Annotated in this window: 15 protein-coding genes; 6 read left to right on the top strand and 9 right to left on the bottom strand. The window is 63.6% G+C overall.

All coding sequences use genetic code 11. From position 1 onward, the window contains the following. Positions 1–51 precede the first annotated feature (51 nt). Complete coding sequence (locus tag SO140_RS26275) at positions 52–1,836, bottom strand: acyl-CoA dehydrogenase family protein (protein ID WP_449379427.1); 1,785 nt, start codon at positions 1,834–1,836, stop codon at positions 52–54. Positions 1,837–2,081: 245 nt separating this feature from the next. Between SO140_RS26275 and SO140_RS26270 the strand changes: the two genes are divergently transcribed. Beyond that, the gene (locus tag SO140_RS26270) at positions 2,082–2,783 is read left to right on the top strand and encodes an SDR family NAD(P)-dependent oxidoreductase (RefSeq protein ID WP_449379428.1); all 702 of its coding nucleotides are present in this window, start codon (positions 2,082–2,084) and stop codon (positions 2,781–2,783) included. Between the two features lie 119 nt (positions 2,784–2,902). Next, the gene (locus tag SO140_RS26265) at positions 2,903–3,733 is read left to right on the top strand and encodes an enoyl-CoA hydratase (RefSeq protein ID WP_449379429.1); all 831 of its coding nucleotides are present in this window, start codon (positions 2,903–2,905) and stop codon (positions 3,731–3,733) included. Between the two features lie 22 nt (positions 3,734–3,755). Here SO140_RS26265 and SO140_RS26260 read toward each other — a convergent pair whose 3' ends face one another. Next, positions 3,756–4,646, bottom strand: a complete 891-nt coding sequence (locus tag SO140_RS26260) for a LysR family transcriptional regulator (RefSeq protein ID WP_449379430.1) — start codon at positions 4,644–4,646, stop codon at positions 3,756–3,758. 122 nt (positions 4,647–4,768) lie between these two features. Here SO140_RS26260 and SO140_RS26255 point away from each other — a divergent pair, with 122 nt between their 5' ends. Beyond that, positions 4,769–5,611: an oxidoreductase gene (locus SO140_RS26255; RefSeq protein ID WP_449379431.1), complete on the top strand. Its 843-nt coding sequence runs from the start codon at positions 4,769–4,771 to the stop codon at positions 5,609–5,611. A gap of 55 nt (positions 5,612–5,666) precedes the next feature. Here SO140_RS26255 and SO140_RS26250 read toward each other — a convergent pair whose 3' ends face one another. Next, positions 5,667–6,290 carry a GNAT family N-acetyltransferase gene (locus SO140_RS26250; protein WP_449379432.1) on the bottom strand — a complete coding sequence of 208 codons (624 nt, stop codon included), beginning with the start codon at positions 6,288–6,290 and terminating at the stop codon, positions 5,667–5,669. Between the two features lie 68 nt (positions 6,291–6,358). Then, on the bottom strand, positions 6,359–6,562 hold the full coding sequence (locus SO140_RS26245) for a DUF1127 domain-containing protein (RefSeq protein WP_474799505.1): 204 nt from the start codon (positions 6,560–6,562) through the stop codon (positions 6,359–6,361). Between the two features lie 111 nt (positions 6,563–6,673). Here SO140_RS26245 and SO140_RS26240 point away from each other — a divergent pair, with 111 nt between their 5' ends. Both SO140_RS26240 and SO140_RS26235 read left to right on the top strand, forming a co-directional pair. Next, on the top strand, positions 6,674–7,567 hold the full coding sequence (locus tag SO140_RS26240; RefSeq protein WP_449379434.1) for a transcriptional regulator GcvA: 894 nt from the start codon (positions 6,674–6,676) through the stop codon (positions 7,565–7,567). A gap of 141 nt (positions 7,568–7,708) precedes the next feature. Next, positions 7,709–9,040: an MFS transporter gene (locus tag SO140_RS26235; RefSeq protein ID WP_449379435.1), complete on the top strand. Its 1,332-nt coding sequence runs from the start codon at positions 7,709–7,711 to the stop codon at positions 9,038–9,040. A gap of 120 nt (positions 9,041–9,160) precedes the next feature. Here the strand turns inward: SO140_RS26235 and SO140_RS26230 are convergent, their stop codons facing one another. The 3 genes from SO140_RS26230 to SO140_RS26220 form a co-directional block, all read right to left on the bottom strand. After that, entirely contained in the window at positions 9,161–9,574 is a 414-nt protein-coding gene (locus SO140_RS26230; protein WP_449379436.1) for a Rieske (2Fe-2S) protein, read from the bottom strand. Positions 9,575–9,652: 78 nt separating this feature from the next. After that, on the bottom strand, positions 9,653–10,768 hold the full coding sequence (locus SO140_RS26225) for an amidohydrolase family protein (protein WP_449379437.1): 1,116 nt from the start codon (positions 10,766–10,768) through the stop codon (positions 9,653–9,655). Between the two features lie 23 nt (positions 10,769–10,791). Next, positions 10,792–11,850, bottom strand: coding sequence for an amidohydrolase family protein (locus tag SO140_RS26220; protein WP_449379438.1), 1,059 nt, complete (start codon positions 11,848–11,850; stop codon positions 10,792–10,794). Between the two features lie 140 nt (positions 11,851–11,990). Here SO140_RS26220 and SO140_RS26215 point away from each other — a divergent pair, with 140 nt between their 5' ends. After that, positions 11,991–12,473 (top strand): CinA family protein, encoded by a 483-nt coding sequence (locus tag SO140_RS26215; RefSeq protein WP_474799509.1) that lies wholly within the window; start codon positions 11,991–11,993, stop codon positions 12,471–12,473. Between the two features lie 68 nt (positions 12,474–12,541). On the opposite strand, the gene SO140_RS26210 is transcribed toward SO140_RS26215, so the two are convergent. Together SO140_RS26210 and SO140_RS26205 are read right to left on the bottom strand one after the other, a co-directional pair. Then, positions 12,542–12,817: a DUF1488 family protein gene (locus tag SO140_RS26210; RefSeq protein ID WP_449379440.1), complete on the bottom strand. Its 276-nt coding sequence runs from the start codon at positions 12,815–12,817 to the stop codon at positions 12,542–12,544. An 81-nt stretch (positions 12,818–12,898) separates the two neighbouring features. Further along, positions 12,899–13,425: tetratricopeptide repeat protein (locus tag SO140_RS26205; RefSeq protein WP_498543394.1), on the bottom strand; the 527-nt coding region annotated here is incomplete at its 5' end.

Below are 13,425 nucleotides of genomic sequence, written 5' to 3'. Positions count from 1 at the left end.
TGGCGCCCAGCTCGCCCATAGGGAGAGGTGAACGACGCCCTCGGCCGCAGCCTACGCTGCCAGAATCAGTTCGCCAACCTCGGGCATTGCGGCCGCACGCTCGCCCAGCAGCAGCGACACGATGGCTTGCTGGGTTGGATTTTCCGTGAGCCGGAACGGATCGCTTGGCGATACCCGATGATCGATCACGAGCCGCGACAACAGGAGCCGTCGCGCATCGCCCCGCCTCTCGTGGATGCGATGTGATTCCCATGCCAGCGCCACGGCGCTTGCGACATGATAGAGCAGGCTGGTGGCGCGCCGCGCATCGGCTTCGTTGTCGGCGCTATCAGCGACCTCACGCGCGAAGCCGACGGCACGATCGGTAAGCCCGCGCAAGCGATCGCGCCAGGCCTGCGGCACGGACGCGCTGTCGTCGAGCCGGGCGTGCAGATCGGCGGCGAGTGCGGCTTCTGCACCATGGCGGCCGACCGCACGCGTCAAGGCGTCGATCGCCACGATGTTGCCGGTGCCTTCCCAGATCGACCCGAGATGAGCATCGCGGAGCAGCCGTGAAGTGGCGAACTCCTCGATATAGCCGATGCCGCCGCGCATCTCGAGCGCATCGCCGCAGACCTTTCGCGCATCACGCGCGGCACGAAACTTCAGCGTCGGTGTGAGGATGCGCAGCAGCGCTGCGGCATCCTGGCTGCCGGCCTCGGCGCGGTCGAGCGCGTCGGCGGTCAGAAAGCTCATCGACAGGGCCTGCTCGACCGGCAGCATGATCTTCATCATCTGCCGCCGTCCGAGGGGGAGGTCGACGATGCGCTTGCCGAACACCACGCGATTGGTCGCGACCGTCATCGCGTCGTGGTAGGCGCGGCGCATCAGCGCCGTCGACTTCACGCCGTTCGAGAGCCGCGAGGAGTTGACCATCTCGGCCATCTGCACGAAGCCGCGGTCGAGCTTGCCGACCGCATAGGCGATTGCGCCTTCGAGCTTGATCTCTCCCGAGGCCATCGAACGGGTGCCGAGCTTGTCCTTCAGCCGCACGATCCGGTAGTTGTTTTGCGAACCGTCGTCGAGGAAGCGTGGCATCAGGAACAGGCCTACGCCGCGCGTGCCGGGACCGGCGCCCTCGGGACGCGCCAGCAGCATCACGACTTTGGCGTCGGCATTCGAGCAGAACCATTTTTCGCCGTAGAGACGCCAACGATCGCCCTCCTGCACCGCGCGCGTTGTCAGCGTGCCGACGTCGGAACCGCCCTCCTTTTCGGTCATGAATTGGCCGCCCTGGGTCAGCTTGCTCATGTCGGTCTGGGTCAGGCCGTCCAGATATTTCGCCTTCAGCGCCTCGCTGCCGAAATTCGCGAGCAGTTTTGCACACCCGTCGGTGACGTTGATCGGGCAGCCCATGCCGAATTCGGTCTGGTTGAACAGGAAGGTAAAGGCGTGCTTTGCCGCGACGGGATACTTGTCCGGCCAGCCCATGACACCCTTGCGAATCGACAGCGCATGAATGCCGAACTCGCCAAACGCCGCCTTCTCCAGCTCGCGATAGGCCGGATGATATTCGATCCACTGCACGTCGCGGCCGAACTTGTCGCGCTGGTGCAGCACCGGCGCATGCCGGTCGGCGAGCCGTGCGCATTCGTCGAGAGTGCCCCCGGCGAGCTCGCCGAGACGATCGAGATGCGGCTCGATGTGACGGAATAGCGGATCGGGCAGATGGATGCGCAACAGGTCCGTCAATGCCGGATCGGCGCGGTAGAAATTCATCCCGGTGGTGTCGGGCGCAAGCAGGCCCGGCTGCTCGACCGCAACGCCTTTCTGCTGCGACGTGCCCGGCTTGTGCATGATCGACCTCTTTCGTTTCCGTCCCGCGGGATTTGTCCGCCGTTTTGGTGCTTGCTGCTTTGGATGATGTCGATCATGCTCCAGGCGAGAACGCGGATAAAGCCGCAAATCGTCAGGGAGGCATGAGCGTGGCGATGGCTGAGACCGCTCTGCGGAATTGTGATCAGCCGCTTTCGCGGACGCGGCTGGCTCTTCGGGCCAAGCATGCATAGATCCGTTGTTCCTGCTCCCAAAAGGATCGCATCATGGAACATCCCAAATACAACATCGCGCTCATCGTCGGCGCCGGCGAAGGCTTGAGCGCCTCGCTGACACGGCTGTTGTCCGCCCAGGGTCTGCGCGTAGCGCTCGCCGCGCGAAAGATCGAAAAACTCGGCGCACTCTGCGGCGAGACTGGCGCGAAGGCCTTTGCCTGCGACGCGACCAAGCCGGAGGAGGTCGAGCGCCTGTTCGGCCTTGTCGAGCGCGAGATCGGCACGCCAGATGTCGTGATCTACAATGCAAGCGGCCGGACGCGTGGACCGTTTGTCGAGCTCGTCGCAGCGGATGTCGCGCAATCGATCGCAGTGAGCGCCTTCGGCGGTTTCCTTGTGGCGCAGGAGGCAACCAAGCGCATGCTGCCCAACAAGCACGGCGCGATCCTGTTCACGGGCGCATCGGCGAGCGTGAAGGGCTATGCGCAGTCGGCGCCATTCGCGATGGGCAAGTTCGCGCTGCGCGGGCTTGCGCAAAGCATGGCGCGCGAGCTCGCGCCGCAGGGCATCCATATCGCGCATTTCGTCATTGACGGCGGCATCCGCAGCGCAGCGCGCACGGAGGCGCCGGACAGACCGGATTCGATGCTCGATCCCGATGCAATCGCGCAGAGCTATTGGAACGTCCTGCAACAGCCGCGCAGCGCCTGGGCCTGGGAAATGGAGCTGCGGCCCTGGGTGGAGAAGTTTTGAGGCGTACTGCCGTAGGGTGGGCAAACGCGCGCAGCGCCGTGCCCACCTCTCATGATCAACACGGGATGCAGAAGTGGTGGGCACGCTGCACTTTGCCCACTCTACCGGAGCAGTGAAGCATGACCACCGAAACCACCATCGACACCGGCACCGACGAACTCCTCTGCGTCATTCGCGACCGCGTCGCGGTGATCACGCTGAACCGTCCCGACGCGCGCAATTCGCTGTCGGACACGCTGACGCCGGCGCTGCGCGCGATGATCCGAACCTGTGGCGAGGATCAAAATGTCGGCGCGCTGCTGATCACGGGCGCCGGACAAGCCTTCTCCGCCGGCGGCAACGTCAAGGGCATGGGCGCGCATCGCGACAAGGCCAAGCTCGAAATGTCCTTCGAGGACCGGGTTGCCGATTTGCAGGAGCGGCAGCGGCTCCTCACCGGTGTGCTGGTCTCGGTGCGCAAGCCGACCATTGCGGCGCTGCCCGGCCCCGCGGTCGGCGCGGGGCTCGCAATCGCCATGGCCTGTGACATCCGCATCGCCGCACAATCGGCTTTTGTGGCCACCGGCTATGCCCGCGTTGCACTCAGCGGCGACTACGGCATCGCCTGGCTGCTCACGCGTCTGGTCGGCACGGCGCGGGCGCGCGAATTGATGTTCACGGGCGGCAAGGTCGATGCCGACAGGTGCGAGGCGATCGGCCTCGTCAATCGCGTCGTGCCGGACGACAGATTGCAGGACGAGGCCTTCGCGCTGGCCAAGTCGCTGGCCGAGGGCCCGCGGCTCGCGCTGCGGTACATGAAGGACAATCTGGACGAGGCCCTGCTGTTCGATTTCGAGACCGCCCGCGACCACGAGGCTGGGCGGCTGATTCGCCTGGCCACGACGGCCGATCACAAGGAGGCGGTGCAGGCCTTCATCGAGAAGCGCAAGCCGGTGTTCACGGGGAAGTAACGCGCTCCGCCGTTCATTCGGGCTACGCGGCAGGCGCCCGTGCGAAATCGACAAAGGCCCGCAGTGCTGCCGGCAATTGCCGGCGGCTCGGATAGTACAGGAAGAAACCCGGATAGGCCGGGCACCAATCGGCGAGCACGCGAACCAGTTTGCGCCTCGCCAGCAACTCTTCGACCTGGCCTTCGAACACATAGGCGAGACCGAGCCCGTCGAGTGCCGCATCGACCATCAGATCCTGGTCGTTCAGCGTCAGCGGTCCTGTGACATCAATATCGACCTCGATGCCGCCGCGCTCGAACTCCCAATGATAGAGCGCACCGCTGGTGAAGCGGTAGCGAATGCAGGGCAGTGCTTTCAGGTCATGCGGCGCGACAGGCGCTTTGTACGCCTTGAAGAAAGCAGGCGAGCCGATCACCGCAAAGCGATGCCGCGGGCCGATCGGCACCGCGATCATGTCGGCGGCGATGGTCTCGCCAAAGCGCACCCCGGCGTCGAAGCCGGCCGCGACCATGTCGATCAGCGCATCGTTGATCATGATCTCGATGCTGACGTCCGGGAACGCCTTCAGAAAGCGCGTCACGATCGGCAACAGAACGAGCTGCGCGGACTGGCGCGCGGCGGTGAAGCGCAGCATGCCGGCCGGCTTGCCGCGGAAATTGTTGAGGTCTTCGAGCGCGTCGTCGATGTCGCGAAACGCCGGCTTGATGCGGGCGAACAGGCGCTCGCCGGCTTCGGTCAAGGCCACACTGCGCGTGGTGCGGTTCACCAGCCGCAGGCCAAGTCGCTCCTCGATGTTACGCAGCGCGTGGGACAACGCCGATGGCGTGACGCCGAGCTCGGTCGCAGCCGCCCGAAAGCTGCGGTGACGGGCAATGGCGAGAAAGATCGCAAGGTCGGACGGGTCAATCCGCATTGATGAATTTTGCTCAGCAGCCTACGAAATATATAGCTGATTATCTCACCTATGGCGAGGCGATACACGTTGTCCATCAGCTTCGGCACATCGCCGGAGCCTCAAATGGAAAGGGCAACATCATGCGTGTCTGGTTCATCACAGGAGCGTCCCGCGGATTTGGCGCGCTGATCGCCGAGGCCGCACTCAGCGCCGGCGATGCGGTGGTTGCCACCGCGCGCGACCCGTCGACCGTCACCGCGCGGCTCGGCAGTCACGAGCGGCTCCTGGCCACCCGGCTTGATGTCACCAGCGAGGCCGAAGCCCATGAGGCCGCAGGCCAGGCGGTCAAGCGATTCGGGCGCATCGACATCCTCGTCAATAATGCCGGCTACGGCCTGCTCGGTGCGATCGAGGAGGCGAGCGCTGCGGAAACGCAAAAGCTGTTCGGCACAAATGTGTTCGGCCTGCTGAGCGTCACCCGCGCGGTGCTGCCGCATATGCGCCGCCAACGTTCGGGCCACGTCATCAACATCTCGTCGGTCGGCGGCTACACCGGCTATCCCGGCTGGGGTGTCTATGGAGCGACCAAATTCGCAGTCGAAGGCATCAGCGAGGCGCTGGCCGGCGAAGTGGCTCCCCTCGGGATCAAGGTGACCGTGGTCGAGCCGGGCTTCTTCCGCACCGATTTCCTCGACGAGACCTCGCTGTCGCGGACGGCACTCCAGATCGATGACTACAGTGAGACCGTTGGCAAGACGCGCGCGCACGCCGCCGACGTCAATCACGGCCAGCGCGGCGATCCGCGCAAGCTGGCGCAGGCCTTCCTCAAACTGGCGGATGCGGCCAAGCCGCCACTGCGCTTGCCGCTCGGCAGCGACACCGTGGAACGGATCGGGGCAAAGAACGCCTTCGTCGCGCGGGAGCTTGCGGAGTGGCTGACAGTTGCGACCTCGACCGACTTTACCGGCGATCAAGCCATTTGATGCGCGAAAAAATCAGCCCGGTTCTGACTTCACCAGAACCGGGCTTTCAGTCGTGTCAGGCTGTGGCTGAGGGGCTTTCGGCCTGACGGGAAAGGGCGGCGAGACGCCAGCTTGCGCAGGGAATGTCTTTTGGCTCGATGGCGATCTGCTTGTCGAACCGAACCAGCCTCCAGTCGTCGGGATGATTGACGAAGGCAAAGCCGGATTTACGGGCGAGCGAGATCATCACGTCGTTGGCGCGCAGCGTGTCGCCGAAGATGTGCTCGGCGCCAAAGGCGGCCGCGCGGCATTCGAGATTTTTGAGCAGCGCCGTGCCAATGCCGTGGCCCTGCCAGCGGTCGCCGACCGACAAGCCGAACTCGAGGCTCGAAGTCTCGGCCTGGAAAGCATAGCGGGCTTCGCCGACGATGGTTTCGAAACCATCGACGATCATGGTCGCGATCACGCTGAAGCGTTCGCGTTCGCCAACATGGGTGAAGTCGTGCAGCAGCGCCTTCGGCAACTCGCTCAGTGCACCGAAGAAGCGGTTGTAACGGGATCGAGCCGACAGGGAACGAAAATAGTGCTGCAACTCGTCGGTGTCGCGCGGCTCGACGAAGCGCACCGTAAGCGCCTGCCCATGGCGGGTGCGCAGCGTATCCGAGTATTGCTTGAGGTCATCCAGGCGCAGCATGCTCATGAGACTCTCCCGCGGCGAAAACGACCGCCGGCGCCCCTCTTCAGAGGCGGCGCCGGCCGGGCGGCCAATCAGGCCCGCCAGAAAGGTTTTTCAGCCTCAAACGCAATGTCACTCCAAGAGAGACCGACGTCCTGGAGATCGCGGGTGGTCCACTGGGACAGCTCTTTGCGGGTGCGGTAGCGCTCGTGCCAGACATGGAGTGTCTCCCCGATCTGGTAGAGCAGGCTCGGCGCATGATGATTTGTCATCGAATTGTGGGTCAACGTAGACATTTTCAGCTCCTGGAGCTAACTTAGATCTGCAATATCTGCTTCGTCCGGCGTTTCGACAAACGACAATTTGTACCTATTCGCATGAAATAAGCTCATGCATCCTGCTGCCAAATGACTGCCAGATTGCCTTCCCTGAACGGTTTGCGGGCCTTCGAGGCCGCCGCACGCCACCTCAGCTTCACGCTGGCCGCGGCCGAACTGAATGTGACGCAGACCGCGATCAGCCATCAGATCCGCAGGCTCGAGGAGGAGCTCGGCATTCGCCTATTCGTCCGCCAGAACCGCGCGCTGGCGTTGACGGCAGAGGCACGCGACTACCTGCCTGGCGTCCGTGCCGCGTTCAACGATCTCAGGCTTGCGACCGACCGGCTGCTCCGCAAGGACGACGACAAGGTGCTGACCGTCTCGACCATCGCCTCGCTCGCCGCCAAATGGCTGTTGCCAAGGCTGACCAATTTCCAGGAGCAGCATCCCGGCATCGACGTCCGCATCACCACATCGACGAGCCTCGTGGATTTCCAGCGCGACAATGTCGATGCCGCGATCCGTTACGGCCGTGGCCAGTGGCCGGGCGTGCGCGCCGAATGGCTGATGCGGGACGAGTTGTTCCCGGTGTGCAGCCCGTCGCTGCTGAGGGGCGACAAGCCGCTGCGCACGCCGCAGGACCTGAAAGACCACGTGCTGCTGCACACCAACAACGGTGACGACTGGCGACTGTGGCTGACGGCTGCGGGGCTCTCGACCAGCATTTCCAAGCAGCCCGGCATCACCTTCGACATGACGCTCATGACGGTGCAGGCAGCGATCGACGGCATGGGGGTGGCGATGGGACGGACCACGTACGTTCAGGACGACATCGCCAAGGGCCGCCTCGTGGTCCCCTTCCGCATCGCGCTTCCAGCGGATGCCGGCTTCTATTTGGTCGCGCCCGATGGCCGCCGCGAGGCGTCGAAACTGGTCGCCTTCCGCGACTGGCTGGTCGCTGCAACGCAGAATAAAGCCTGAAAAATCATGAGCTTCGCTCGTGAAATGGGTTGACTCCCGCACCCCTGCGCGAGAGGGGTAAGACAGATTGTCGCAGCACGATCGGTCGTCCGCCGTGAAAATGAGTTCCGGTCCGGCCACATCTTTTAGGGAGTAAGCGTCATGGCTGGACCGGCCACTTCAACCAATCCGCCCGAGATCAAGTCACGCATCGGCGCCATCCTGCGCGCGACCTCGGGCAATTTCCTCGAGCAGTTCGATTTCTTCCTGTTCGGCTTCTATGCCGCCGCGATCGGCAAGGCGTTCTTCCCCTCGACCAATGAGACGGCCTCGCTGCTCAACACCTTTGGCGTGTTCTGGCTCGGCGCTTTGATGCGCCCCGTCGGCGCGATCGTGTTAGGGGCCTATATCGACCGCATCGGCCGCCGCCAGGGCCTGATCGTCACGCTCGCGATCATGGCGATGGGCACGGTGGTGATCGCGTTCTGCCCGAGCTATGCGACCATCGGCATCGCGGCGCCGATCATCGTGCTGCTCGGCCGCCTGCTGCAGGGCTTCTCCGCCGGCGTCGAGCTCGGCGGCGTGTCGGTCTACCTTGCGGAGATCTCGACGCCTGGCAATCGCGGCTTCTACACCTCGTTCCAGTCCTCGAGCCAGCAGGTCGCGATCTTCGTGGCATCGATCCTCGGCTATATCCTCTCCGAGTTGATGCCGGCCGACATCGTCACCGCCTGGGGCTGGCGCATTCCCTTCTTCGTCGGCTGCCTGATCATCCCCTTGATTTTCTTCCTGCGGCGGACGCTTCAGGAGACGCCGGAATTCCTGGCGATGAAGAAACATCCGACCGCCGCGCAGGTGTTCGCGTCGGCGCTCGCCAACTGGCGCATCGTCATCCTCGGCATGATGATCGCGATCCTCACCACCACGACGTTCTATTTCGTCACGGTCTATACGCCGACCTTCGGCAAGACCGTGCTGAAGCTGTCGACGCAGGATGCGCTGCTGGTCACGCTGCTCGTCGCCGTGACCAACTTCATCTGGAATCCGGTCGGCGGCGCGTTGTCGGACCGCATTGGCCGGAAGCCCGTGCTGCTCACCATCGCCTGCCTGTCGCTGCTGACAGCCTATCCGGCGCTGCATTGGCTGGTGGCCGCGCCGACCTTCGGCAAGCTGCTCGCGGTCGAGATGATGTTCTCGTTCTATTTCGGCGTCTATAGCGGCACCATGCTGGGTGCGCTCGTCGAGATCGTGCCGGCGCATGTGCGCACCACCTGCTTCTCGCTCGCCTTTGCGCTCGCGGCCGCCTTGTTCGGTACCTTCACGCCGTTCGCCTCGACCTGGCTGATCGAAAAGACCGGCGACAAGGCATCGCCCGGCTTTTGGCTGATGTTCGCCGCCGTCCTCGGCATCATCGCTGCCGCGACCGTCTATCGCGGCGGCGGCAAGGCAGTGGCGACGTATGATCCGGTGGCGGAGCCGGTCGCCGGCCACTAGCCGCATCGTCATTCCGGGGCGATGCGAAGCATCGAGCCCGGAAGCCATGGTGCCACAGGAGTGCTGGGAGAAATGGATTCCGGGCTCGCCTCTTCGAGGCGCCCCGGAATGACAGCGGGGTTACAGGTCCACCACCACGTAGTCACTCTCGACTTTGACCGGGATCGTTTCGGCGACATACGGTCCCTTCACGACGCTCGTGCCCGGCTCCACATGAGCGGGATACGCCTTGACGCGGAAGCGGCGGGGGTCGCAGTAGGATTGGCCGGTGCGCACGTCGAATTCCCAGCCGTGCCAGGGGCAGCGGATGATCTCTCCCAGCCTGGTGTATTCAATCTCGCCGGGATCCTTGGATTGCGCGAGCCCGATCAGCGGCCCCTCGCACAACGCTGCGCCCTGATGCGGGCAGCGATTGAGCAGGCCGAAATATTCGCCCTTGATGTTGAAGACCGCGATCGGCCGTCCGTCGATCTCGAGGAATTTTCGTGTGCCTGGCGGAAGTTCATCCACAGGCGCGATCACGTGACGCGCCATGTTAGGTTTGTCGCATGATCTCCGCGCAAACGCGTTCCGCGTTTGTCGCGAGGGAAAACCGCTGCACACTTTTCCGGATCATGCGACAGCGATCCCGTACAGTTTCCGCGCATTGCCCAGATAAAACGCCTCGCGGTTGGTTTCGCTGACGCCGGGCGGCAGCACGCGCGACGGCTCGTCATAGTCCCAATGCGGATAGTCGGTCGCGAACAAGAGCCGGTCCCAGCCGATCCACTTGATGACATCGAACAGGTCTTCGCGCCGCTCCGGATCTTCCATCGGCTGCGTCGTCCACCACACCTGGTCTCGGATATATTCGGACGGCGGCCGCTTCAGATGCGGCACCTCGCTACGCAGTCGCTGCCAGACTTTGTCGAGCCGCCAGGCGAGCGACGGCGCCCAGCCGAAACCGGCCTCGATCATCACCATCTTCAATTTCGGGAAGCGCTCGAAGACCCCTTCCAGCACGAGGCTCGCGAGCGCCGATTGCTGGCACTGCGAATGCCCCACCATTTCCTCGATGTAATAGCTCGGCCAGCCCGACGGCGTGATCGGATTGCCGCCGAAGCCGAAGGCATGCACGCCAACCGGGAGGCCGGCCTCTTCCGCGGCCTGGTAGATCGGCCAATAGCGGCGCTGGCCGAGTGGCTCGACGTTGCGGCTGAGCAGCAGCACCTGGACGAAGTTCTTGTCGCCAGCACGCTCGCGGATTTCGGCGGCCGCAGTCATCGCATCCTCATTGCCGACGACGATCGAGGCCTTCAGCCGCTTGTCCTTGCTGGTCCATTTGTCGATCTGCCAGTCGTTGATCGCCGAGCACAGCGCCGCCGAGAGCTCGTGATTGCGGATGCCCTGCCCGGTGCCGAGCGGATTGAGCACCCCCAGCTGCACGTTGTTGGGGTCGAGATGCTGCTGCTGCATGAAGGAGAGCGAAGAGCCTTGCGGCCCGCCTTCCGGCGGATAGGCATCGCGGCGCGAGGCGTTGGGCTGGGCCTTCGGATAGGGCGGGCCTTCCATCATGCCTTGATAGGCATGCACGCCGTAGACGTCGAGATGATGCTGCCAGCGTTTGGCGAGATAGGGATAGAGCTCGGTCCGGGTCGCGCGCGCCGGGTGGATATCGCAGTCCGCAATTGCGGTCTTGGTGGTCAGGGCAGACGCGGACTCGGTCGCTTCGCGGAACTGGATATTCATCGCCTTGCCTCCTTTGGCAGCGGCTAACTCAGGCGGGGATAGGTTGCATGCGGATTGTCGATCATGATCTTGCGCACGAGATCGGGGGATAGACCTTCGGGCAGCGCGTCCTGGCCGTCGAATTGCCAGTGCGGATAGTCCGTGGAGAATAGGACTAATTCGTCGGACTGCATATGATCAAACAGGCGAATTAATGTCGCCTGTTCCGGCGGCGCGTCAAACGGCTGCAACGAAAAGCGGATGTTGCTGCGCACAATCTCCAGTGGCGCGCGATCGACCCAGGGCGTTTCCATCCGCACCCCGCGCCAGAACTTGTGCAGCCGCCAGAGATAGGGCGCGACCCAGGTGATACCGGATTCCAACATCACCATCTTCAGCCTCGGATGGCGGGCGAACACGCCCTCTACGATCAGGCTGGTGAGCTGGGTCTGGAACGCCTGCGCCTGGCCGACATAGTCCTCGATGTGATACGAACCCCACCCCACAGCGGTCGGCGGGTTGTGATAAGCGGAACCGGCATGAATGCCTATCGCGAGGTCCAGCCGCTCCGCCGCCGCATAGATCGGCCACAGCGCGCGCTTTCCCAGCGGCGTGTCGCCCATGACAAGCATCAGCACCTGCACGAAGCGCTTGTCGACCGCGCAGCGTTCGATCTCGGCGACCGACTTCTCGACATTTTGAATGGGAATGACGATCGAGCCACGCAGCCGCGGTTCCCGGTCAAGCCATTCCCTTGCCAGCCAGTCGTTCAGCGCGCGGCAGAAGGCGTTTTGCATGTCTTCGGAAAACACCATCTGCACGCCATAGAGCGGGCTGCAGATGGCGTAACTGAGCGCGAAGGGATCGAGCACATGGCGCTGCATGTCCTCCAGATGCGATCCCGGCTTGCCGGCCTCAGGACGCCAATCCGGGCGTGCCGTGATCGGCGAATTCTGCGGATAGGACTGCGAGATCAGATCGACCATGCCACGCGTCGTCACCTGGTCGCGCCAGTAATCGTTCAGATACGGCAAAAGGCTGGTGAGATGCGGCACCGCCGGGTGCACGTCGCAGTCAACACCGCCGGCGATCAGGGACGTCATGACGCTTCCTTTTCACGCGCGCTTGGCCGCATCGCTTGTTGACGCCATTCAAGCAGGCCTGCAGGCCGCCTGCAACTCGGCCAGCGCCGCTGTCATATGCTAGAAGAGCGCAGCTAGGTTGCTCGGGAGTGAAGCGCAAGATGAAAGAGCTCGTGGGGATTGCGGAACAGGTCGCGGCCAAATTGATTGCGCGCAAACAGACCATTGCGGTGGCGGAATCCTCCGCAGGCGGCCTGATCGCCGCAAGCCTGCTCGCGGTGCCCGGCGCGTCGGCCTATTTCCTCGGCGGCGCTGTGGTCTACACGCGCGATGCGCGACGCGTGCTGATGGATATTTCGGATGACGGCATGAAGGGCTTTCGTTCCTCGTCCGAGCCTTACGCAAAACTGCTCGCCGAGCAGATGCGCGAGCGCTTCGGTTGCGACTGGGGCCTGTCCGAGACCGGCGCGGCCGGCCCAACCGGCAATCGCTACGGCGACGCCGCCGGCCATAGCTGCATGGCAATCGCCGGCCCCGCGACCGAGGTGATGACGCTGGAGACCGCCAGCAACGACCGCTTCGCGAACATGCAGATGTTTGCCGCCACGGCGCTGCGACTGCTGCTGAAGAATTTGGACGGGTGAGTACGAGCGTACGCCATATCTTCAATGTCGTCCTGGCGAACGCCAGGACGACATTGAGCCTGTTGCTGCTATCTCCCCAGATGCTTCGTAAAAATTCGCACCACATACCCCTTGAAGCGCGGCGCTTCGTCGTAGAGGTCCGATGCGATCCGTTCGATGGTCTCGCGCAGTGAGAGGAATTGCGCCTGACGTGCGCTGCTTTCCGTGCCTTGCATGCCGGCGAGCTCATCCATCGCGGCGTCGCTGATCTGGCACGTCACTTCTTCGCCATCGTCAAGCATGGTGAAGCGGAAGGCCAGACGTTCGAGGTCATGGCCAATGATCTTGTCGCGCGTCAGCGGCATCCAGATTGTCCCGGTCGCGCCCCGGCCGGGACAATGCTGAAATTATTGCGGCTTGTCACCGCTTTTGGGGTGAGTTAGCCGTCAATACACCAGCGCCGTGCCTGTCGGCTTGTCCAGTGCAGCCGCGAGCGACTTGTACTCCTCGCAACTCGTGCCGCAAATCGCGGCGATCCTGTCCAGGTGATACATCGCCTGCTCGCGATTGCCCTGTTCGAGCTGCCACAGGCCGTAATACTGCCAGGTCAGCACGTGGTTCGGATCGATGGCCAGGGCGTGCTCATACCAGATCTGCGACTGCTTGTAGTCACCGAGCTTGCGGTAGGAATAGCCGATGAGGTTGGCAACGTTCGGATTGTCGTCACGGCCGAGCGCCTTGAGCTGTGCGATCGCGGAGGCGTAGTCGTTGCGCTCATAGATTGTGTCGTAGGCGGCGCGATAGGCCGCCGCAAAGGTGGGTTCGCCGATGCTCGACTGGTTGTTGGGCTTCTTGCCCTTCTGGGTGGCCTTCGTGTTGGAGCGATTTGGATAGGACGGCGCCGGCGTATTCCTGTTCTGGCCGGCGAACGAGCTCGCAAAGGGATCAACACCCCCCGCGCCTCCCCCTCCGC

This window comes from Bradyrhizobium sp. UFLA05-108 (assembly GCF_059803455.1).
Note: the sequence above shows the minus strand (reverse complement) of the source record. Positions and strands in the feature narration are given on the sequence as shown.